Annotated in this window: 22 protein-coding genes; 6 read left to right on the forward strand and 16 right to left on the reverse strand. The window is 72.6% G+C overall.

All coding sequences use genetic code 11. The features are described from left to right. Window positions 1-9 precede the first annotated feature (9 nt). From ruvB to ruvC, 3 genes are read right to left on the reverse strand one after another with little or no spacing between them, the layout of a single operon-like run. The gene (gene ruvB, locus ACMCNK_RS10555) at window positions 10-1,062 is read right to left on the reverse strand and encodes a Holliday junction branch migration DNA helicase RuvB (protein WP_412736207.1); all 1,053 of its coding nucleotides are present in this window, start codon (window positions 1,060-1,062) and stop codon (window positions 10-12) included. After that, a complete protein-coding gene (ruvA, locus tag ACMCNK_RS10560; protein WP_412736208.1) occupies window positions 1,059-1,661 on the reverse strand; it encodes a Holliday junction branch migration protein RuvA in 603 nt (200 codons plus the stop codon). Before ruvA ends, ruvB begins: the two co-directional genes overlap by 4 nt. After that, a complete protein-coding gene (ruvC, locus tag ACMCNK_RS10565; RefSeq protein WP_412736209.1) occupies window positions 1,658-2,191 on the reverse strand; it encodes a crossover junction endodeoxyribonuclease RuvC in 534 nt (177 codons plus the stop codon). Before ruvC ends, ruvA begins: the two co-directional genes overlap by 4 nt. A gap of 143 nt (window positions 2,192-2,334) precedes the next feature. On the opposite strand from ruvC, the gene ACMCNK_RS10570 reads away from it, so the two are divergent. Further along, window positions 2,335-2,940 carry a hypothetical protein gene (locus ACMCNK_RS10570; RefSeq protein WP_412736210.1) on the forward strand — a complete coding sequence of 202 codons (606 nt, stop codon included), beginning with the start codon at window positions 2,335-2,337 and terminating at the stop codon, window positions 2,938-2,940. A gap of 83 nt (window positions 2,941-3,023) precedes the next feature. On the opposite strand, the gene ACMCNK_RS10575 is transcribed toward ACMCNK_RS10570, so the two are convergent. From ACMCNK_RS10575 to pgsA, 9 genes are all read right to left on the reverse strand, one after another. Beyond that, on the reverse strand, window positions 3,024-3,284 hold the full coding sequence (locus ACMCNK_RS10575) for a Txe/YoeB family addiction module toxin (RefSeq protein ID WP_412736211.1): 261 nt from the start codon (window positions 3,282-3,284) through the stop codon (window positions 3,024-3,026). Further along, entirely contained in the window at window positions 3,281-3,547 is a 267-nt protein-coding gene (locus tag ACMCNK_RS10580) for a type II toxin-antitoxin system Phd/YefM family antitoxin (RefSeq protein WP_412736212.1), read from the reverse strand. The genes ACMCNK_RS10575 and ACMCNK_RS10580 overlap by 4 nt, the downstream gene beginning before the upstream one ends. 67 nt (window positions 3,548-3,614) lie before the next feature. Continuing rightward, window positions 3,615-4,367: a YebC/PmpR family DNA-binding transcriptional regulator gene (locus tag ACMCNK_RS10585; RefSeq protein WP_412736213.1), complete on the reverse strand. Its 753-nt coding sequence runs from the start codon at window positions 4,365-4,367 to the stop codon at window positions 3,615-3,617. Between the two features lie 15 nt (window positions 4,368-4,382). Further along, entirely contained in the window at window positions 4,383-4,988 is a 606-nt protein-coding gene (gene pdxT / locus ACMCNK_RS10590; RefSeq protein WP_412736214.1) for a pyridoxal 5'-phosphate synthase glutaminase subunit PdxT, read from the reverse strand. 75 nt (window positions 4,989-5,063) lie between these two features. Then, on the reverse strand, window positions 5,064-5,969 hold the full coding sequence (gene pdxS, locus ACMCNK_RS10595; RefSeq protein WP_412736215.1) for a pyridoxal 5'-phosphate synthase lyase subunit PdxS: 906 nt from the start codon (window positions 5,967-5,969) through the stop codon (window positions 5,064-5,066). A 122-nt stretch (window positions 5,970-6,091) separates the two neighbouring features. Continuing rightward, window positions 6,092-6,613 carry a hypothetical protein gene (locus ACMCNK_RS10600; RefSeq protein WP_412736216.1) on the reverse strand — a complete coding sequence of 174 codons (522 nt, stop codon included), beginning with the start codon at window positions 6,611-6,613 and terminating at the stop codon, window positions 6,092-6,094. Between the two features lie 25 nt (window positions 6,614-6,638). Next, window positions 6,639-7,793, reverse strand: a complete 1,155-nt coding sequence (locus ACMCNK_RS10605; RefSeq protein ID WP_412736217.1) for a glycosyltransferase family 4 protein — start codon at window positions 7,791-7,793, stop codon at window positions 6,639-6,641. 10 nt (window positions 7,794-7,803) lie between these two features. Continuing rightward, entirely contained in the window at window positions 7,804-8,718 is a 915-nt protein-coding gene (locus ACMCNK_RS10610; protein ID WP_412736218.1) for a phosphatidylinositol mannoside acyltransferase, read from the reverse strand. Beyond that, window positions 8,715-9,332 carry a phosphatidylinositol phosphate synthase gene (gene pgsA / locus ACMCNK_RS10615; RefSeq protein ID WP_412740815.1) on the reverse strand — a complete coding sequence of 206 codons (618 nt, stop codon included), beginning with the start codon at window positions 9,330-9,332 and terminating at the stop codon, window positions 8,715-8,717. The genes ACMCNK_RS10610 and pgsA overlap by 4 nt, the downstream gene beginning before the upstream one ends. 172 nt (window positions 9,333-9,504) lie before the next feature. Between pgsA and ACMCNK_RS10620 the strand changes: the two genes are divergently transcribed. Further along, the gene (locus ACMCNK_RS10620; protein ID WP_412736219.1) at window positions 9,505-11,667 is read left to right on the forward strand and encodes an elongation factor G-like protein EF-G2; all 2,163 of its coding nucleotides are present in this window, start codon (window positions 9,505-9,507) and stop codon (window positions 11,665-11,667) included. A 17-nt stretch (window positions 11,668-11,684) separates the two neighbouring features. Here ACMCNK_RS10620 and ACMCNK_RS10625 read toward each other — a convergent pair whose 3' ends face one another. Further along, window positions 11,685-12,164, reverse strand: a complete 480-nt coding sequence (locus ACMCNK_RS10625; protein ID WP_412740816.1) for an HIT family protein — start codon at window positions 12,162-12,164, stop codon at window positions 11,685-11,687. A 105-nt stretch (window positions 12,165-12,269) separates the two neighbouring features. After that, the gene (gene thrS / locus ACMCNK_RS10630; RefSeq protein WP_412736220.1) at window positions 12,270-14,276 is read right to left on the reverse strand and encodes a threonine--tRNA ligase; all 2,007 of its coding nucleotides are present in this window, start codon (window positions 14,274-14,276) and stop codon (window positions 12,270-12,272) included. 264 nt (window positions 14,277-14,540) lie between these two features. Here thrS and ACMCNK_RS10635 point away from each other — a divergent pair, with 264 nt between their 5' ends. From ACMCNK_RS10635 to ACMCNK_RS10650, 4 genes are all read left to right on the forward strand, one after another. Further along, entirely contained in the window at window positions 14,541-15,230 is a 690-nt protein-coding gene (locus tag ACMCNK_RS10635) for a response regulator transcription factor (RefSeq protein ID WP_130508168.1), read from the forward strand. Between the two features lie 8 nt (window positions 15,231-15,238). After that, window positions 15,239-16,648 carry an ATP-binding protein gene (locus tag ACMCNK_RS10640; protein ID WP_412740817.1) on the forward strand — a complete coding sequence of 470 codons (1,410 nt, stop codon included), beginning with the start codon at window positions 15,239-15,241 and terminating at the stop codon, window positions 16,646-16,648. A gap of 228 nt (window positions 16,649-16,876) precedes the next feature. Further along, the gene (locus ACMCNK_RS10645; protein WP_412736221.1) at window positions 16,877-19,069 is read left to right on the forward strand and encodes an RICIN domain-containing protein; all 2,193 of its coding nucleotides are present in this window, start codon (window positions 16,877-16,879) and stop codon (window positions 19,067-19,069) included. Window positions 19,070-19,095: 26 nt separating this feature from the next. Continuing rightward, entirely contained in the window at window positions 19,096-19,299 is a 204-nt protein-coding gene (locus ACMCNK_RS10650) for a hypothetical protein (RefSeq protein WP_412736222.1), read from the forward strand. Between the two features lie 51 nt (window positions 19,300-19,350). Here the strand turns inward: ACMCNK_RS10650 and ACMCNK_RS10655 are convergent, their stop codons facing one another. Together ACMCNK_RS10655 and ACMCNK_RS10660 are read right to left on the reverse strand one after the other, a co-directional pair. Beyond that, window positions 19,351-20,370, reverse strand: coding sequence for an adenosine deaminase (locus ACMCNK_RS10655; RefSeq protein ID WP_412736223.1), 1,020 nt, complete (start codon window positions 20,368-20,370; stop codon window positions 19,351-19,353). After that, window positions 20,367-21,155 (reverse strand): trans-aconitate 2-methyltransferase, encoded by a 789-nt coding sequence (locus tag ACMCNK_RS10660; protein ID WP_412736224.1) that lies wholly within the window; start codon window positions 21,153-21,155, stop codon window positions 20,367-20,369. The genes ACMCNK_RS10655 and ACMCNK_RS10660 overlap by 4 nt, the downstream gene beginning before the upstream one ends. Window positions 21,156-21,218: the final 63 nt, after the last annotated feature.

Consider the following 21,218-nt stretch of genomic DNA (forward strand, 5'->3'; position numbering starts at 1 on the left):
GCGCCGCGCTCAGGCATCCCGGGCGAACAACTCCGCCTGGCCCGGCACCGGCCCGCGCCCGTCCACCGGCGGAGCCTTGCCCAGGTGATGCCAACCGGCGTCCGTGGCCACCCGCCCGCGCGGGGTACGTGCCAGCAGCCCGGCCCGGACCAGGAACGGCTCGCACACCTCCTCCACGGTGTCCGGCTGCTCCCCCACCGCCACCGCCAGTGTCGACAGCCCCACCGGCCCACCCCGGAACGACTCGATCAGCGCCCGCAGCACGGCCCGGTCCAGCCGGTCCAGGCCCAGCTCGTCGACGTCGTACACGGCCAGCGCGGCGCGGGCGGTCTCCTCGTTGACCACGCCGTCCGCGCGGACCTCCGCGAAGTCACGCACCCGGCGCAGCAGCCGGTTCGCGATCCGTGGGGTGCCCCGGGAGCGCCCCGCGATCTCCGCGGCCCCCTCCGCGGTGATCGGCACCCCCAGGATCCGCGCGGAGCGGTGCAGCAACGCGTCCAGGTCGGCCGGCGAGTAGAAGTCGAGGTGGGCGACGAAGCCGAAGCGGTCCCGCATCGGGCCGGACAGCAACCCGGCGCGGGTGGTCGCCCCGACCAGGGTGAACGGTTCGACGTCCAGCGGGATCGCGGTCGCGCCGGGCCCCTTGCCGACCACCACGTCGACGCGGAAGTCCTCCATCGCGCTGTACAGCAGCTCCTCGGCGGGCTTGGCGATCCGGTGGATCTCGTCGATGAACAGCACATCGCCCGGGCCGAGGCTGGTCAGGATCGCGGCGAGGTCCCCGGAGCGCTCGATCACCGGACCGCTGGTGGTGCGGATGCCCGTACCCAGCTCGGCCGCCACGATGTTGGCCAAGGTGGTCTTCCCCAGCCCGGGTGGTCCGGACAGCAGGATGTGGTCCGGTGGGGTGCCGCGGCCCATCGCACCTTTGAGCAGCAGCTCCAGCTGGTCGCGGACGCGGTGCTGGGCGATGAAGTCGGCCAGCCGGCGAGGGCGGACGCTGGCCTCGGCGTCCATTTCCTCGTCGCCCGCGTACGGCGACACCACGGCGTCGCCGGTCATCGGGCCCGCCCGAGCAGCCGGATCGCCTGGCGCAGCAGAACGGGCACCGGCGGCACCTCGCCGTCGAGGCTCTCCCCGACCGCGGTGACCGCCTGATCGGCCTGGGCCGCGGACCAGCCGAGGGCGACGACGCCCTGACGGACCTGCTCCTGCCAGTCGCCGCGCAGCACCCCGCCGGTCGCACTCTCGGGGCCGGCCACCACACCGATACGGTCGCGCAATTCCAGGACGAGGCGTTCGGCGCCCTTCTTCCCGATGCCGGGCACCCTGGTCAGGGCGGCGATGTCACCCCCCGACACCGCCCGGCGCACCGCGTCGGGCGCGTGTACGGCAAGGACCGCCTGGGCCAGCCGGGGACCCACCCCGCTGGCGGTCTGCAACAGCTCGAACAGGCGCTTCTCGTCGTCGTCGGCGAAGCCGTACAGGGTGAGCGAGTCCTCCCGCACGACGAGGCTGGTGGCCAGCCGGGCCTCCGACCCGGCCTTGAGACCGGCCAGGGTCCCGGGGGCGCACTGGACCGCGAGGCCGACGCCGCCGACCTCGATGACGGCGCTGTCGGGGGCGATCGTGGCGACCACGCCGCGGACGCTGGCGATCATCGTGGGGCTCCTGTCCGGCGGGCGGCGGCCTGCGCCGCCTTGGCGATACGGGCGCGGGTGCCGCCGCGCCAGATGTGGCAGATGGCCAGCGCGAGCGCGTCCGCGGCGTCGGCCGGGCGGGGCGGCTGGTCCAGCCCGAGCAGCCGGGTGACCATCGTCGTGACCTGGGCTTTTCCGGCCGTTCCGGAGCCGGTGATGGCCGCCTTGACCTCGCTCGGGGTGTAGGTCTCGACCGGCAGGCGGGCGCGCGCGCCCGCGAGGATCGCGACCGCGCTGGCCTGCGCGGTGCCCATGACCGTACGCACGTTGTGCTGGCTGAAGACGCGCTCGACCGCGACGCTCTGGGGCTGGTGCTCGGCGACCAGCGCGGCCAGCGACTCGTCGAGGTGCCGCAGGCGCAGCGCGATGTCCTCGCCGGGCTCGGAGGTGACCACGTAGTAGGCGACCAGTTTGCACGGCCGGCCCGGCACGCCCTCGACGACGCCGACCCCGCACCGGGTTAGGCCCGGGTCGATGCCGAGCACGCGCACTACGCGACCTCCCCATGTCCGGCGTACGTGTGTTCGACACCCTAGTACGGCCGCATCCCGCGCCGGGAAGCGACACGCACGCCCCGCGCCGTGAGGGGGGTGCGCTCCTGCACTCCTGCGGGGAGGATGGGGTCGGAGGCGTCATGGCGTACCTGATCCCGCCGATGGCGGAGGAGCCGCCCGCCGACTACGTGGACTTCGTGGCCGGTCATCTTGCCGCGCTGCGTCGCGAGGCGGCCCGCCTGATGGACGGCGACCCGTCTGTGGACCAGATGTCCGGTGAGGTGCTTGCCGACCTGGCCGGACACTGGCGGCGGCTGCGGTGGTGGTCCCGGCTGCGCCACGGCGACGCGGCAGCGGATTTTCTGTCGCGCCGGCTCGCGTCCCGGGCGAAGCAGTGGCGCGAGGATCGGCCGTATCCGGTCGACGTGCGGCCCGCGCCGCCGGGCGCGGTGATGCCACCCATCGCGACGGTCACTGACTCGCTGGAACCGACGGCCCCCGGATCGCCGGGACCGACGGCCCCCGGATCGCCGGGCCCGCAGGTGAGCGTGGCGATGCGGCTGGCGCCATTGCTGGGATCAACGGCCCGCTCGGACTCCCGGACGGTCGCGGAGGCAGGTATTGCGTGGGTCCACGCGTATGAGCGCTACTGCTGGCGCCGGGTGGGGCGGCTGGCCGCGGCGGTGGTGCTGATCGTGGGCGCCATCGCCCAGATCATGTCGCACGTGTCAGCCACGGCGCCCTGACCGCCTGGTTGACGGCCGACCGCCCGGCTGACGGCCGGGCTCGGACGCCACCGCGGCCATCGGTCGCCGCCGATGCTCGTAGGTCAGCCGTAGTGATAGCGACACATGAGGATCTCCAGATCGCCGCCCGCGGTGGTCCGGCAGACGAGGCGGTGCTCCTGGTTGATACGGCGCGACGACCAGCCGCTCAGGTCGCCCTTGAGCAGCTCGGGCTTGCCGATGCCTCCGTCGCCTCCCCGCCGGATGTCCCGGATCAGTTCGTTGACCCGGCGCAGCATCCGTCGATCCTCGGTCTGCCAGATGACGTACTCATCCCAGGCCGAGGGATGCCAGATGATCTTCACGCAATGCCCGGCTCGGCCTCGTCCTCGTCGAGGTCATGCACCACACCACGGCCGGAATCCATGTCCGCGATGCGGCGGCGCAGTTCCTGGCCGCTGGCACCACGGGACAGGTAGTCGGTTTCGCGCCAGGCGTCGTAGTCGCGCTTGAGCATGATCACAACATCCTCGTGACCGCTCCGGGTGACGACGAGATCCTCAGCGTCGCTCTCAATGGTGTCGAGTGCGGCCGCAAGGTTCGACCGCAGATCGGACGCGGAAATCACTCGCATCGCACACCTCCCGGGTTGTACGTCATATCGTACAACCCGGTGACTGCCGCGGGTATGCCGTTCAGGCGTCGATCTTGGCCATGACCTCGTCGGGGACGTCGAAGTTGGCGAAGATGTTCTGCACGTCGTCGCAGTCCTCCAGGACGTCGATGAGCTTGAACACCTTGCGGGCCGCCTCCTCGTCGACCTCCACGGTCATCGTGGGCACCAGCGAGGACTCGGCCGAGTCGTACTCGATGCCGGCGCCCTGCAGCGCGGTGCGGACCGCGACCAGCTCACCGGCCTCACTGATCACCTCGAACGAGTCGCCCAGGTCGTTGATCTCCTCGGCCCCGGCGTCGAGCACCGCGAGCATGAGGTCGTCCTCGCTGAGGCCGCCCTTCGGGACGATGACCACGCCCTTGCGGTTGAACAGGTACGACACGCTGCCGGCGTCGGCGAACGTGCCGCCGTTGCGGGTGAGCGCGGTGCGCACCTCGGTGGCGGCGCGGTTGCGGTTGTCCGTCAGGCACTCGATGAGGATCGCGACGCCGTTGGGGCCGTACCCCTCGTACATGATCGTCTGCCAGTCGGCGCCGCCGGCCTCCAGGCCGGAGCCGCGCTTGACCGCGCGGTCGATGTTGTCGTTCGGTACGGAGCTCTTCTTCGCCTTCTGGATGGCGTCGTAGAGGGTGGGGTTACCGGCCGGGTCGCCGCCCCCGGTGCGCGCCGCGACCTCGATGTTCTTGATCAGCTTGGCGAACATCTTGCCGCGCTTGGCGTCGATGACGGCCTTCTTGTGCTTGGTCGTCGCCCACTTGGAGTGGCCGGACATGGGGAACCTCCGTCTTCACCGGTCGTCTGCGGCGCTGGACACCATCTGCACGAAGTACCGGTGGACACGCAGGTCGCCGGTCAGCTCGGGATGGAAGGCCGTGGCGAGCAGGTTTCCCTGCTGAACCGCGACAATCCTACCGGCGGCCGGTCCGGCCGTGACGCGGCCCAGCGCACGCACGTCCGGGCCGATGTTCTCGACCCACGGGGCGCGGATGAACACGGCGTGGAAGTCGCCGCCCGCGATGCCGTCGATGGCGACCGGCGCCTCGAACGAGTCGACCTGGCGGCCGAACGCGTTGCGCCGCACGGTCATGTCGATGCCGGCGAAGGACTCCTGGTCGGGCCGGCCGTCCAGCACCGTGGTGGCCAGCATGATCATGCCGGCGCAGGAGCCGTACACCGGCATGCCGTCGGCGATCCGCTTGCGGATCGGGTCGAGCAGGCCGAACGACACGGCCAGGTTGCTCATCGTGGTGGACTCGCCGCCGGGGATGACCAGCGCGGCGACCGCGTCCAGCTCCTCGGTACGGCGTACCGGCCGCGCCTGCGTGCCGCTCTCGGTCAGGGCGCGCAGGTGCTCGCGTACGTCGCCCTGCAGGGCCAGCACCCCGATGGTCACGTCGTCCTCCAGGTCGTCAACGGGCAGCGGTCCCCGGGCCCTCGAGGAGCCCGGAGACCGCGTGCGTTCAGGGTGTTACCAGCCGCGCTCGGCGAGGCGGTGCGGGACCGGGATGTCGTCGACGTTGATGCCGACCATGGCCTCGCCCAGGCCGCGCGACACCTTGGCGACCACGTCGGGGTCGTCGTGGAACGTGGTGGCCTTGACGATCGCGGCGGCGCGCTGGGCGGGGTTGCCGGACTTGAAGATGCCGGAGCCGACGAACACGCCCTCGGCGCCGAGCTGCATCATCATGGCCGCGTCGGCCGGGGTGGCGATGCCGCCCGCGGTGAACAGCACCACCGGCAGCTTGCCCGCCTCGGCGACCTCCTTGACCAGCTCGTACGGGGCCTGCAGCTCCTTGGCCGCGACGTACAGCTCGTCGGCGGGCAGCGACTGCAGGCGGCGCAGCTCGGCGCGGATGGTCCGCATGTGGGTGACCGCGTTGGAGACGTCGCCGGTGCCGGCCTCGCCCTTCGAGCGGATCATGGCGGCGCCCTCGGTGATCCGGCGCAGCGCCTCGCCGAGGTTGGTGGCGCCGCAGACGAACGGCACGGTGAACGCCCACTTGTCGATGTGGTTGGCGTAGTCGGCCGGGGTCAGCACCTCGGACTCGTCGATGTAGTCGACGCCGAGCGACTGCAGGACCTGGGCCTCGGCGAAGTGCCCGATGCGGGCCTTGGCCATGACGGGGATCGAGACCGCGCTGATGATGCCGTCGATCATGTCGGGGTCGCTCATCCGGGACACGCCGCCCTGGGCGCGGATGTCGGCGGGGACCCGTTCGAGCGCCATCACGGCGACGGCTCCGGCGTCCTCGGCGATCTTGGCCTGCTCGGGGGTGACCACGTCCATGATCACGCCACCCTTGAGCATCTCGGCCATGCCGCGCTTGACGCGGGCGGTACCGGTGACGGGCGTCGGCTGCTGGCTGTCGGACACGGGAGATCGCTCCTTACGGCGGGGTTTGTCGGGGTCCGAGTCTAGAGCCGCCGCCTGAGGCCACCGATGGCCAATCGACCCCCCGGTGGCCTGCTCCGCAGAGCCACCTTGCGCCGGCCCGCTCAGCCGGCCTCGACCGGGACGGCCGGCGGGGCGAGACGCGACATCGTCGTGTACGGGTCGAGGATGTCGAAATACGCGGGGCGGGGGTAGCGGCGGGCCATCCGTAGCACCCGTACGAGCGGGCGCCGCCGGGCGGTCAGGGCGTCGCGCACCAGGTCGGTGTGCACCTGGCGGGCCAGCACGACGCGCCTGCTGTGGACGACCAGGGCGTGCGTGGCCGGCTCGGTGCCGGTCAGGTCGACCGCCTCCAGCTGGCGGGTCAGGTCGTTCTCGGCCGCCTCCCGCTCACCGGGCGCGGCGTCCAACGCCAGGCGGGCGGCCGCGTACAGCTCGACGCTCTCGAGGGTCTCGGCGACGACCGCGGCGGCGGCGGCGCGCCGCAGCAGGTGGGCGTCGAGCGCACGCTGGGCGGAGCGGGCACGCACGTGTACGCGCTCGACGCGGTGCGCCGTCCAGGTCAGGTAACCCGAGAGCAGGGCCGCCAGCACGACGATGCCCATGACCCACCACATGCCGGGCATCGTAGTGCTGCCCGATGTCGGCCCGTCAGCGTGCCGGGGGTGGTTCCGCCCACTCGGCGTCGAAAACCCGCCCGTCGGTCGCCTCGATGGCGGTGGCGTACACCTCCAGCACCCGCTGCGCGACCGTGCTCCAGTCGTACGCCTGCACGGTCTCGCGGGCGCCGGCGGCCAGCTCGGCGCGGCGCGCCGGGTCGTCGAGCAGGGCCGCCAGCGTGCCGGCGAGGGCGTCCGGGTCGCCGGTCGCGAACAGCTCCCCGGCCCGCCCGCCGTCGAGCACCCGCCGGAACGCGTCCAGGTCGCTGGCCACGACGGTCGCACCGGCGGCCATCGCCTCGGTGAGGATCATGCCGAACGACTCGCCGCCGGTGTTCGGTGCGACGTACACGTCGACGCTGCGCAGCATCCGCGCCTTGTCGGGCTCGGAGACCAGCCCGAGGAACGTGACCCGGTCGTGCAGGTCCGCGGGGAGCTCGTCGTACATCTCGTCGCGGTCGCCCGGGCCGGCCACGAGCAGCCGCAGGCCGGGCCGCTGGCGGGCCAGCGTGACGAACGCCGTACGCAGGATCGTGAAGCCCTTGCGCGGCTCGGTGAACCGGCCCAGGAAGCCCAGCGTGCCGCCGTCGCCGGGCCAGCCCGGCAGCGGCTGCGCGTCGGCGAACTTCGCGACCGCGACCCCGTTGGGGATCTCCACGGCGCCGCCGCCCAGGTGTTCGACCTGCACCTTGCGGGCAAGTTCGCTCACCGCGATCCGGGCGGTGATCTTCTCCACCACGAGCTGCAGCAGCCCCTGGGCGACCGACAGCACGCGGGAGCGGGTCATCGCGGTGTGGAACGTGGCGACCACCGGGCCGCGCGCCGACAGCACGGCCAGCATGGACAGGCTCAGCGCCATCGGCTCGTGCACGTGCAGCACGTCGAACTCGCCGCGCGCCAGCCACCGGCGCACCCGGGCGGTCGACACCGGCCCGAACGCGATCCGCGCCACCGACCCGTTGTACGGCAGCGGCACGGCCCGGCCCGCGGGCACCACGTACGGCGGCAGCTCGGCGTCCTCGTCCGCGGGGGCCAGCACGCTGACGGAGTGACCCAGCGCGATCAGCGCCTCGGCGAGGTCGATGATGTGGTTCTGCACCCCGCCGGGCACGTCGAACGAGTACGGGGAGACGATCCCGATCCGCACCGCGCCCGCCTCAGCCCCGGCCCGTGCGCGCGGGCGTGTCCAGCCACAGTTTCTGCAGCATGTGCCAGTCCTGCGGGTGCGCGGCGATCCCCCCGGCGAACGCGTCGGCCAGCCGCTGGGTGGCCACCCGTACCCGCACGTCCAGGGGGCCTTCGTCGGGGCCCGGCAGCGGGATGCGGCGCATGCTGGCCTCGGTGCGTTCCGGGGTGAACCACATGTCCACGGCGTACAGTGGCGCGCCGGTCCGCAGCGCCACCAGGGCCGGTCCGGCGGGCATCCGGGTGCGGCCGCCGAAGAAGTCCACCTCCACGCCGCGCGCGGACAGGTCCCGGTCGGCGAGCAGGGCCACCGCGTACCCCTGGGTGGCCCGCTCGGCGAGCACGTCCAGCGGGGGGCGCTGCCCGCCGGTCAGGGCCAGCACTTCCATGCCGAGCTTCTCGCGGTACTCGACGAAGCGCTGGAACACCCCTTCGGGCTTGAGCCGTTCCGCGACCGTGACCAGCCGCCAGCCGTTCGCGGAGACCCAGGCCGCTGCGGCGTCCCAGTTGGCGACGTGCGGCAGCGCGAGGACCGCCCCGCGGCCCTGGTTCAACAGCTCGGCCAGCTCGTCGGCCTGGGCCAGCCGGAAGCCGTCGAGATGCTGGGCCGCGGTGCGTGACGGCAGCCGGAACGCCTCCATCCAGTACCGGGCGTACGAGCGCAGCCCGGCCTGGACGGTCTCCTCCAGCGTGGTGTCCGGCGCGTCCGGCCCGAGCACCTGGCGCAGGTTGCGGCGCAGCCGCTGGGTGCCGGGCCCGTTGCCCCGGTACGCCCGGTCCGCTCCGGCGCGGAACAGCGCCGCGGCGGCCCGCTGGGGCAGGGCGCGTACCAGCCGCCAGCCCGCCGCGTACCCCAGTTCGGCGAACCGGTCCTTCGCCGGGCTCACGGGGTGGGGACCCGCGCCGAGCGGGCGGCGTGCAGCAGCCGCTGGAACACCGTGATGATCGAGAGCACCGCGAGCAGCCACAGCGCGGCGGGCAGCCCCCAGACCAGGCCCGCGCTGGTGAGCAGACCGCCGACGCCCACGATGAGCAGGCGCTCCAGCCGTTCGGCGATGCCGACGTCGGCGTCCAGGCCCAGGCTCTGGGCGCGCGCCTTCACGTACGAGACCACCTGGCCGGTGGCGAGGCAGACCAGTGCGGCCACCATCCCCCCGTACGGGTTGCCGCGCTCGGCGAGGTAGAAGGCGACCGCGCCGAACACCGCCGCGTCGGCGATGCGGTCCATGGACGAGTCGAGCAGCGCCCCGAACTTGCTGGAGCCGCCGCGCATCCGGGCCATCGTGCCGTCGAGCACGTCGGTGAGCGCGCAGGCGGTGACGATCCAGACGCCCCAGAAGATGTGGCCGACAGCGGCGACGGTCGAGCCGGCGAGCACCCCGACCGTCCCGGCCACGGTGACCGCGTTCGGGGTGACGCCGAGGCGCAGCAGGAACCTGGCGGTCGGGTCGACGCCGTGCGACACGACCGCACGAGCGGTTCCGGTGAAGATCTTTGCCATGGCCGTCTCACCATAACGGCGCGCCATCACCGGACGGTACGGCCCACGTCACGCGTTGGCCGTATCGTCATGGTGGCGCCGCGTGTGACTACTGGGGGTTGCGGTCACGACTGCGCTGGGTGTGGGATCCAGGAACAGCGTCGTAACTCTTCTGAAACGGAGGTGCGCTGTCATGGCGCAGAAGACTTCGGAAAGGGGGCTCGCCGGCGCCACCGCGCCGGTCGTCACCGAGCCCGGCAGAGTGCGCAACGTGGTGCTGGTGGGCCACTCCGGTTCCGGGAAGACGACGCTGGCCGAGGCGCTGCTCGCCGCGACCGGCACGATTCCCCGGCCGGGTACGGTCGCCGACGGCACCACGGTGTGCGACCACGATCCGGCGGCCGTCCGGCAGCAGCGGTCGGTCTCCCTGGCGTGTGCGCCCCTGGTGCACGGCGACGTCAAGATCAATCTGTTGGACACCCCCGGGTTCGCCGACTTCGTCGGGGAGCTGCGCGCCGGCCTGCGGGCCGCGGACGCCGCGCTCTTCGTCGTCTCCGCGGTGGACGGCGTGGACGACGCCACCACCGCCCTGTGGGAGGAGTGCGCCGCGGTCGGCATGCCGCGGGCGGTGGCGATCACCCGGCTGGACCATCCGCGCGCCGACTACGACGGCACCCTGGAACGCTGCCAGGAGGCGTTCGGCGACAACGTCATGCCGCTGTACCAGCCGATGCTGGGCGACGACGGGCAGTCCGTCGCGGGCCTGCTCGGCCTGGTGACGCTGCGGGTGCTGGACTACTCGAACGGCCACCCGCCGCAGCAACGCGACGCCGAACCGGAGCACCTCGCCCCGGTCGAGGAGGAACGCAACACGCTCATCGAGGGGATCATCGCCGAGAGCGAGGACGAGACCCTGATGGACCGCTACCTCGGCGGGGAGCAGGTCGGCCAGGACGTGCTGATCCCCGACCTGGAGAAGGCGGTGGCCCGCGGCCACTTCTACCCGGTCATCCCGGTGTGCGCGCAGACCGGCGTCGGGCTCGACGCGCTGCTCGACACGCTGGTGTCCAGCGCCCCGACACCCCTGGAGCACGACCTGCCCGCGGTGACCGGGGTGGACGGTTCCCCGCGTACGCCGCTGACCTGCGACCCGGACGGCCCGCTGGTCGCCGAGGTGGTCAAGACCACCATCGACCGGCACGTCGGGCGGGTCTCGCTGGTCCGGGTGTTCTCCGGCACGCTGCGACCGGAGCAGACCGTGCACGTCTCCGGGCACGGCATGTCCGAGCGCGGCCACCCGGACCACGACGCCGACGAGCGCATCGCGCACATCTACTCCCCGCTGGGTGCCCAACTCCGCGAGGTCTCCTCGTGCGTGGCCGGTGACCTGTGCGCGATCACCAAGTCGGGCAGCGCGGAGACCGGCGACACGCTGTCCGGCAGGGACGAGCCGCTGCTGATGGCCCCGTGGCGGATGCCGGAGCCGCTGCTGCCGATCGCGGTGGTCGCCAAGTCCCGTTCGGACGAGGACGCGCTGGCCAAGAACCTGGCCCGGCTGGTCGCGGGCGACCCGACGCTGCGCCTGGAACGCAACGCCGACACCCACCAGCTCGTGCTGTGGTGCATGGGCGAGTCGCACGCCGACGTGGTGCTGGAACGGCTGCGCGCGGGCGGCGTCGAGCTGGACACCGAGCCGGTCAAGGTGTCGCTGCGGGAGACGTTCGGCGCGGCCGCCAAGGGCCACGGACGCCACGTCAAGCAGTCCGGCGGGCACGGCCAGTACGCGGTGTGCGACATCGAGGTGGAGCCGCTGCCGCGCGGCGAGGGTTTCCAATTCGTCGACAAGGTGGTGGGCGGCGCGGTGCCGCACAACTACATCCCGTCCGTGGAGAAGGGGGTGCGGGCCCAGCTCGAACGCGGGCTCGTCGCCGGCTACCCGGTGGTGGACCTGAAGGTCACGCTGGTCGACGGCAAGGCGCACAGCGTCGACTCGTCCGACGCGGCGTTCCAGACCGCGGGCTCAATGGCGCTGAAGGAGGCCGCGGAGGAGGGTCAGATGACCCTGCTCGAACCGGTGGACGAGATCGTGGTGCGGGTTCCGGAGGCGTACGTCGGCGCGGTGATGAGCGACCTGTCCGGCCGCCGCGGGCGCCCGATGGGCACCGAGAACGAGGACGAGACCGGCTACAGCCTGGTCCGGGCCGAGGTGCCCGCCACCGAGCTGATCCGGTACGCCGTGGAGCTGCGTGCGCTGACCTCCGGGGCGGGCACGTTCAGCCGTACGTATGTGCGGCACGAGCCGATGCCGGGGCACCTGGCCGACACGGTCCGCAAGGAGCACGTGGCGACCCGGTAGCTCCGGCGGCGGGGACGTCAGGCGACGTCCGGCCACGCCTTCGCGAGCATCTCCCGCGTGTCGGCCAGCATCTGAGGCAGCACCTTGGTGCGGCCGATCACGGGCATGAAGTTGGCGTCCCCGCCCCACCGCGGCACCACGTGCTGGTGCAGGTGCGCCGCGATCCCGGCGCCCGCCACCGCGCCCTGGTTCATCCCCAGGTTGAAGCCGTGCGGGCGGCTGGCGCTGCGGATCACCCGCATCGCGCGCTGGGTGAACTCGGCCAGCTCCACGGTCTCGGCCGCGTCCAGCTCGGTGTAGTCGGCGACGTGCCGGTACGGGCACACCATCAGGTGCCCCGGGTTGTACGGGTACAGGTTCAGCACCGCGAACACCCGCTCGCCGCGCGCCACCACCAGCGAGTCCGGCTCGGCGCGCCCCGGCGCGATGCAGAACGGGCAGCCGGACGGCTGCTCGTACCCGCCCTCGGGCCGGTCCTCCCCCGAGATGTACGTCATCCGGTGCGGCGTCCAGAGCCGCTCCAACCCGTCCGGATCCTGCCCGCGCTGCTCGTCCACCACGCCACGATCCTAGGCGCAGCGGACGAGCAGGCGCGGGGCGCCTCAGGCCGCGGACGGCCCGGTGTTGACCCGCGAACGCACCACCTCGACGACGTGGGCGACCGCCTCGTCCAGGCCGACCCCGTTGCGCTGCGAACCGTCGCGGTAGCGGAACGACACCGTGCCGCCGCTGACGTCGTCGTCGCCCGCGATCGCCATGAACGGGATCTTCTGCTGCTGCGCGGTGCGGATCTTCTTCTGCATGCGGTCGGTGGAGTGGTCCACCTCGGCGCGGATCCCCTCGGCGCGCAGTCTGGCCACGAACTTCTCCAGGTACTCCGCGTGGTCGTCGCGGATCGGGATGCCGACCACCTGCACCGGCGCCAGCCAGGCCGGGAACGCCCCGGCGTAGTGCTCCACGAGCACCCCGATGAAGCGCTCGATCGACCCGAACTTGGCACAGTGGATCATGACCGGCTGCTGCCGGGTGCCGTCACCCGCCTGGTACTCCAGGCCGAAGCCGCGCGGCTGGTTGAAGTCGTACTGGATCGTCGACAGCTGCCAGGTACGCCCGATCGCGTCCTTGGCCTGCACCGAGATCTTCGGGCCGTAGAACGCCGCGCCGCCCGGGTCGGCGACCAGGTCCAGGCCGGTCTCCTTGGCGCACTGCTCCAGCACCGCGGTCGCGGACGCCCAGTCTTCGTCCGAGCCGACGAACTTGTCCGGCTTGCTGTCGTCGCGGGTCGACAACTCCAGGTAGAAGTCGCTGATCCCGAAGTCCTTCAGCAGGCCCAGCACGAAGTTCAGCAGGTGCTTGATCTCCCCGGGCGCCTGCTCCGGGGTGCAGTACGAGTGGGAGTCGTCCTGGGTCAGGCCGCGCACCCGGGTCAGACCGTGCACCACGCCGGACTTCTCGTACCGGTACACCGACCCGAACTCGAACATCCGCAGCGGCAGCTCCCGGTACGACCGGCCGCGCGACCGGAAGATCAGGTTGTGCATCGGGCAGTTCATGGCCTTGAGGTAGTAGTCCGCGCCCTCGAACGGGATCGGCGGGAACATCGTGTCCGCGTAGTACGGCAGGTGCCCGGAGGTGTGGAACAGCCCCTCCTTGCTGATGTGCGGGGTGCCGACGTACTGGAAGCCCTCCTGGATGTGGCGGGCCCGGACGTAGTCCTCCATCTCCCGCTTGATCACCCCGCCCTTGGGGTGGAAGACCGCCAGGCCGGAACCGATCTCGTCCGGGAACGAGAACAGGTCCAGCTCGGCGCCGAGGCGCCGGTGGTCGCGGCGCTCCGCCTCGGCCAGCCGGTTCTGGTACGCCTTCAGCTCGTCGCGGCTGGGCCAGGCGGTGCCGTACACGCGCTGCAGCTGCGGGTTCTTCTCGCTGCCGCGCCAGTACGCGGCGGCCGAGCGCATCAGCTTGACCGCCGGGATCAGCCGGGTCGAGGGCAGGTGCGGGCCGCGGCACAGGTCGCCCCAGACCCGCTCGCCGGACTTCGCGTCGATGTTGTCGTAGACGGTGAGTTCACCGCCGCCGACCTCCATCACCTCGTCGGAGTCCACGTCGCCCTTGATGTCGACCAGTTCCAGCTTGAACGGCTCGTTCGCCAGTTCCGCCTTGGCCGCCTCCAGCGAGTCGAAGCGGCGGCGGCGGAACAACTGGCCGGCCTTGACGATCTCCAGCATCCGCTTCTCGAGCTTCGCCAGGTCGTCGGGGTGGAACGGCTTGGCCACGTCGAAGTCGTAGTAGAAGCCGTCGTGGATGGGCGGGCCGATGCCGAGCTTGGCCTCCGGGAAGATGTCCTGCACCGCCTGGGCGAGCACGTGCGCGGCGGAATGGCGCAGCACGTTCAGCCCGTCGGGTGAGTCCATTCCGACCGGCTCGACCCGGGTGTCGGCGTCCGGCGCCCAGTCGAGGTCACGCAGCCGGCCGTCGATGTCGCGGACCACCACGATCGCCTTGGGTCCGGAGGTGGGCAGGCCCGCGGCCGCGACCGCGTCGCCCGCCGTCGTCCCGGCCGGGACGACGACGGGGTCGGCCACGGCATGGGTACGGGGTGCAGACACGGTCTTTCTCCTTTTCGCCGGTGGTGTACCGGCCCGCCGATTGCGGGCCGTTCCCGATGCTAGTGGTTCCATTTGCGCACCCCTGAACCGACGCGGCCACCGGTTTTCCGGGCCACCCACGCGGGCTGCCCGGGGTGCCGGAAAAGCGCGCCGACGGCATCACCGCCGGGTTCCTGCCCCCGGATTTCGTGACTCTGCGTTGCCAAGACATTCCCCTGCATCACCATTTAGGAGTTACGTGCCGAGGGCAGTACGGTGCTCGGCATGGCCACGGTGTTGCTCGTCGAAGACGATCACGTCGTGCGCGGTGCGATGCTGCGGTCACTGGCCGACCGCGGGCACGCCGTGCACGCCGTGGGCACGGCGCTGGACGCCCTGCGCCGCGTCGCCGCCGAGACCCCCGACCTGGTCGTCCTCGACCTGGGGTTACCGGATCTGGACGGCTCGGACGCGCTGCGCATGCTGCGCGGCATCACCGACGTACCCATCATCATCGCCACCGCCCGCGACGACGAGCAGACCGTGGTGCGGCTGCTGCGCGCCGGTGCGGACGACTACATGGTCAAGCCGTTCACCGGCGCCCACCTCGACGCGCGCATCACCACGGTGCTGCGCCGGGTGGGCCGCGCCAGCCGCACCGCTCAGCCCGCCGTGCACGAGGTGGGCGAGCTTCGCGTCGACGTCGGTGAGCGCAGCGCCACCCTGGGCGACACGCCGCTCGCATTGACCCGCAAGGAGTTCGACCTGCTGGCGTACCTCGCCGCCCGCCCGGGCCGGGTGGTCTCGCGTCGTGAGCTGTTGGAGGAGGTATGGCGACAGCCATCCGTCGGCGAGGACCAGACGATCGACGTGCATCTGTACTGGCTCCGCCGGAAGCTGGGCGAATCCGCGGCGAAGCCTCGCTACCTGCGCACCGTGCGGGGGGTCGGATTCCGGTTGGTGGCCCCGGACTGAGGGCCCGGCTGGCCTGGGTCAGCGCCGCCACCACCGCCGTCGCCGCACTCGCGTTCCTCGTCCCGCTCGGCTGGGAACTACGCGACGATCACCGTACCCAGGCCCTGCATGCCGCCGAACTGCGCGGCGCGACCGTGGCCGGGGCGCTGGCGGCCGGGGCGAGCCACCGCGAGCTGCAGTCCGCCATCGACGCGGCCGGCGGCACCCCGGTGGTGCACGGGCCGGGCAGCACCGGCGGCGGCCGCGCGTCCGCGAATGACATCCGCGCCGCCGAGACCGGCCGGCGCAGCCTCACCAAGGACGTCGACGGCGGCGTCGTACGCCTCCAGCCGGTCACGGTCGGTGACCAGACGTCCGTGGTCGAGGTGTTCGTGCCCGGCGACGAACTGGGCCAGAACACCGCCCGCGACTGGTGGATTTTGTTCGCCATCGCGCTCGGCCTGGTGGTCGGCTCGGTGATCGTGGTGGACCGGCTGGCCCGCGGCACGGTGGCCTCGGTCCGCAACCTCGTGCAGGCGGCCATGGCGGTCGGGGGCGGCGACCTGGGGGTGCGCATCCAGCCCAGCGGACCGCGGGAGCTGGCCGAGGCCGGGTACGCGTTCAACCGGATGGCCGACCGGCTGGTCACCTCCCGCACCAACGAGCGGGAACTGGTGGCCGACCTGTCGCACCGGCTGCGTACGCCGCTGACCGTGCTGCGGCTCGACGCGGAAGCGCTCGACCCCGACGACACGCACATCGGCGAGTTCTCCGCCGCCGAGCTGGACCGCCGCCGCGGCATCCGGCGCATCCGGCAGGCCATCGCCACGCTGGAGGGCGAGGTCGACCAGCTCATCAACACCACCCGCAAGGCCGTGGCCGCGCAGGTCGCCGGGCCGGAGGAAGGGTTCTGCGACGCGAGCGAGGTGGTCCGCGACCGGATGGTGTTCTGGTCCGCGCTGGCCGGCGACCAGGACCGGGAGTACCGGGTGCTGGGGGCCAGCACCCGCATCCCCGTGCCGGTGGTGCGCGCGGAGCTGGCCGCGGCGCTCGACGCCGTACTGGGCAATGTGTTCCGGTACACCCCGCAGGGCACCGCGTTCGAGGTGGGCATCTCGCGCCGTGACGGGTGGGTGGCGCTGCGTGTGGACGACGCCGGACCGGGCATTCCGGACCCGGAGAACGCGCTGCGCCGCGGCGTGAGCGACCAGGGCTCGACCGGGCTCGGCCTGGACATCGCCCGGCGCGCCGCGCAGACCACCGGCGGGTCCGTGAGCATCGACCGGGCCGTGCTGGGCGGGGCCAGCGTGGTGATGCTGCTGGCCGACGCGGAGGCCGCACCGAAACAGGCGAGCCGGTTCGGCCTGGTGGGGCGGCTGGCCCGGGAGCGAGATCCGGTACGCCGCAAGTGGCCGCAGAAACGCACCGAGCAACCCTGACGCCTTGCCCGCGACCCGATCCGGACGGACCAACTCTTGCTTAGATCTGTATTAAGGGCGTTCCCCTCGCGCCGCAGGGCTGGCACGATCCCAAGCGATCCCATCCGGCTTGCCGGTTCGAAGGGCGCAGGTCGTCCCCGCAGCGCGGACCGGTCGAGCCCCCGCGCGGTGGGAGGTGGTCACCCCATAACCCCCTCCCACCGCGCCCCGGCCGTACGAGGAGGGTCCTTGTCCGCGCACCGACGGCCCGCGCTGCGCGAGGCGGCGCGACGCCGCATGGCGTCGGTACACCGGCGCGTGGACTCGCGCTCGCACCGGCTGCTGCCTGTCGCGCTGTGCCTCGGCCTGCTCGGCATCGGGGCGATCGCGGGCCCGGGCGTGGTCGGAAGCGGCTGGGGCACCGGGGACGGAAAGGACCGCGAGCGGATCCGGTACGCCGCCCAGCGCGACGTCCCGGACCAGGGACTCGTCTACGACGGATTGCGGCAGGCCGCCCCGAACTCGCTGTGCGCGGGCTCGTACCAGATCGACGACCTGACCTGCACCCACGGGCCCGACCCCGCGCCGGCCGGACTGCGGGTGCTGCGCACTGTGGCACCGGTGGCCCAGAAGACACCCGAACCGGTGGGACCGCAGCGCGAGGCGGCCCGGGTGCCCGCCGACGCCGAGATCGTCCGCGACGAGGGCGGCACCGCGCTGACCCCCGGCGCGCCCGCGCTGATCCCGGACGCCGCGCCCGGCGACGCGGACTTCATCATGGGCGGTCACGACGTGGCGTGCGCGGGCGACGGCCGCACCGGCAAGCGGGTGCAGGTGCTCTACCTGCACGAGTTCGGCACGCCGAGCCGTTACACCGACTTCCTCGGCTCGATCCGAGTCTGGTCGGCCGGCGTGGACGACATCTTCGACGCCAGCGCCGCGGAGACCGGGGGCTCCCGGCACGTCCGTTTCGTCACCACCGCGCAGTGCCGGGTGGATGTCGCCGAGGTGCAGGTGCCCGAGGGCGCGCTGGCGTCGTTCACCACGAACATCGACGCGTTGCAGACGCTGGGCTACAACCGGACCGACCGCAAATACCTGATCTTCGCGGACGCGAACGTGTACTGCGGGATCGGCACGTACATCGCGGACCTGCGGCCGGGGCTGGGCAACCGCAACAACGGCGGCCCCTCGTACGGGCGGGTCGACTCCGGGTGCTGGAGTGCGGCGATGGCGGCGCGGGAGCTGACGTACACGCTCGGCGCCTCGCTGCAGGACTCCCCCAACTCCAGCGGCGCGGGCGGGTGCACGGACGACTACGACCTGCTGTGCGGCCGGGACCGCTCGAACAAGCCGGTCCGCGCGGTGTGCCCGAAGAAGCACGAGAACCGGCTCGACTGCGGCCACGACGACTACTTCAGCACCAACCCGAAGCCGGGCAGCTACCTGACCCGTGCCTGGAATGTCGCGCAGAGCGAGTTCCTGCTGCGCGGCGACGGCGGCGACGACCTGCCCGAGGGTGCCGCCCCGGCGCCGGGGCCGACGACCGCCCCGGCGACCGCAGCGCCCACCGCATCGGCTCCCACGACCGCGCCGCCGCCGGACCCGGAGTCGGGCGGCGTCGTCACGGAGCCCGGTGCGGACAAGGACAAGGACAAGCACAGCGCCCCGGCCACCACGCCGCCGTCCGGTGAGCCCGTACCGTCCACGTCCGCGCCCACGGCCGGGCCGGCGCCGTCCGGCAGCGGGCCGGTGCCCGCCGACCCGGTGGCCGCGCAGCAGGCCGCCGTCGAGGTACGTGACCCGACCAGCACCGCGGTGCGGCTGATGTGGAGTGCCGCCGCCCCGGACGCGAGCTACGAGGTGGCCGTGGACGGCGTGCCGGTGGCCACCACGTCGGCCACCCGGGCCCAGCTCATCGGGCTCAAGCCGGACACGTCGTATCAGGTGACCGTTCGCAGCCAGAAGCACGGGTATCTCGCCAAGAGCGCGGCGCGCACCGCGCCCGCGGCCCGCCCGGCGCAGAACACCTGGTTCGTGCTGACGAACTCGCTGACCGGTGGCGCCGCCGACCTGTACGCGGCCCGTACCGCCAGCGGCACCCCGATCACGCTCGGCGGGACGGACGGCGACGCGCAGCAGCAGTGGAAGTTCGTCCCGGCCGGGGGCGGCACGTTCGCGCTGCAGTCGCGGGCGACGGGCAAGTGTGTCGTACCGCTCGACGACAGTCCGGTGGCGGGCGCGCCGCTGGTACAGGGCGACTGCGCGTCGGACACCGGGCGCTGGTCGTTGCAGGCCTCCGATCACGGCTTCACGCTGCGTACGACGGTCGGGGATCTGACGGTGGGCGTGGGCAACCAGCGGTTCGGGGCGCACCGGCTGCTGGTACTGCAGCAGGGCAACGGGTCCCGGCACCAGAGTTGGACGGCCGTGCCGGGCTGAGCAGGCGGACGCAGAACGGACAGCGGGTGACGAAGCCGGGCTCGCCCGCCGACGAAGGGGGAACGACCATGCTGGACACGGACGTGACCGTCGAGCCGGGGCTGGAGCCCGACGAGGACCTGGCCCGGTTCAATCGCCGCCGCGTGGTGCGCTGGGTGGCGATCCTGACCATCGGCATCCTGGTGGTGCTGGCGATCTGGCAGGACCCGCTGTACGCGGGCCGCGTCTGACCGGCGCCGGGGCGGCAACGCCGGACCGGGCGCCGGACGGCGACGCCGAGCTCAGTGCCCGGCCGCGTACGCGTCGATCTCGGCGCGCAGCTCCGCCTTGCGTGCGGCGGGCAGGAACGCGGCGTCGACCGCCGCGCGGGCCAGGTCGGCGACCCCGGCCGCGTCGAGGTCGAGCAGGCGACCCGCGACCGCGTACTCCTGCTCCAGAGTGGTGCCGAACATCGGCGGATCGTCGGAGTTGATCGTGACCGGGACGCCGGCCGCGACCAGCTCCGGCAGCGGGTGGTGGTCGAGGTCGGGCACCGCTCTGGTCCGCACGTTCGAGGTGGGGCACACCTCCAGCGTGATGCGGTGTTCCGCGAGGTGGGCCATCAGCGCGGGGTCCTGGGCGCTGGCGATGCCGTGCCCGATGCGCTCGGCGCCGAGGTCGCGCAGTGCGTCCCAGACGGTCTGCGGCCCGGTGGTCTCCCCCGCGTGCGGGACGCTGTGCAGCCCGGCCGCCCGCGCCTTGTCGAAGTACGTCTTGAACTGCGGCCGGGGCACCCCCACCTCCGGCCCGCCGAGGCCGAAGCTGACCAGCCCGTCCGGACGCTCCTCCAGCGCGATGCGCAGCGTCTCCTCCGCGGCGGGCAGACCGGCCTCGCCGGGGATGTCGAAGCACCACTGCAGCTCCACCCCGAAGTCGGTACGCGCGGTGCGGCGGGCGTCCTCGATGGCCGCGCAGAACTCCGGCGCCGGGATGCCACGGCTGACATGCGAGTACGGGGTGACCGTGAGCTCCGCGTACCGGACCTGCTGGCGGCCCATCTCGCGGGCCACCTCGTAGGTGAGGGTGCGGACGTCCTCGGCGTCGCGGATCAGGTCGACGACGCTCAGGTACACCTCGATGAAGTGCGCGAAGTCGCGGAACGCGAAGTAGTCGGCGAGCGCGGCGGGGTCGGCGGGCACCGGCGTGGCCCCCTCGTGCCGGGCGGCCAGTTCCGCCACGGCGCGCGGGGAGGCCGAGCCCACGTGGTGCACGTGCAGCTCGGCCTTGGGCAGGCCGGCGATGAATGAGGCCAGCTCGGTCACGGTGCAGTCTCCTTGGGTGTGGTCGCCACGACGAAGATCCGCCGGAACGGGAACGTCACGAGGCCGTCGCGGGCGGGGTACGCCGCGGCCAGCCGGTCGCCGAGTGCCGCGCGGAACTCCTGCCAGGCCGGGTCGTCGAGGGCTGCCCGGACCGGCCGCAGCGCGGTGCCCTCCATCCAGCGCAGCACGGGGTGCTCTGCGGCGGGCTCGGCGGGCAGCAGGTGCACGTACGTAGTCTCCCAGGCGTCGACCGTGGCGCCCGCGGCGGTCAGCACCTGCGCGTAGCCGGGTGCGTCGTCGACCGGGGCCTCGCGCAGCAGGTCGCCGATCCGCCCGGCCCACGGCCCGGTGGCGGCGAGCTCCCGCAGCGCCCGGTGCGAGGGCGCGTCGAAGTTGCCCGGGACCTGAATGGCCAGCCACGCACCGGCGGGCAGCTCACGGACCCACCGGCGCAGCAGGTCCTGGTGGCCGGGGACCCATTGCAGCACGGCGTTGCTGATCACCACGTCGTCGTCGGGGCCGGGCCGCCAGGCCCGTACGTCGGCGACCCGGAAGTCGGCCCGCGCCCCCAGGGCCGCCGCCTTGGTGATCATCTCGGGTGAGGAGTCGAGGCCGGTGACCCGCGCGCCGGGCCAGCGCCGGGCGAGGTCGGCGGTCAGCTCGCCCGGGCCGCAGCCGAGGTCGACGACCGCGCGGGGCGTTTCGGCGCCGACCCGGGCGAGCAGGTCGGCGAACGGGCGGGAGCGCTCGGCCCCGAAGCGGCGGTAGACGGTGGGATCCCACATGACACGCCTCCAAACCAAACCGTACGTACGTTTTGTAAAACGATAGCACCCCGCACGTTAGGC

Origin of the sequence: Krasilnikovia sp. MM14-A1259 (assembly GCF_047159535.1) — a bacterium.
Classification (GTDB): Bacteria; Actinomycetota; Actinomycetes; order Mycobacteriales; family Micromonosporaceae; genus Actinoplanes.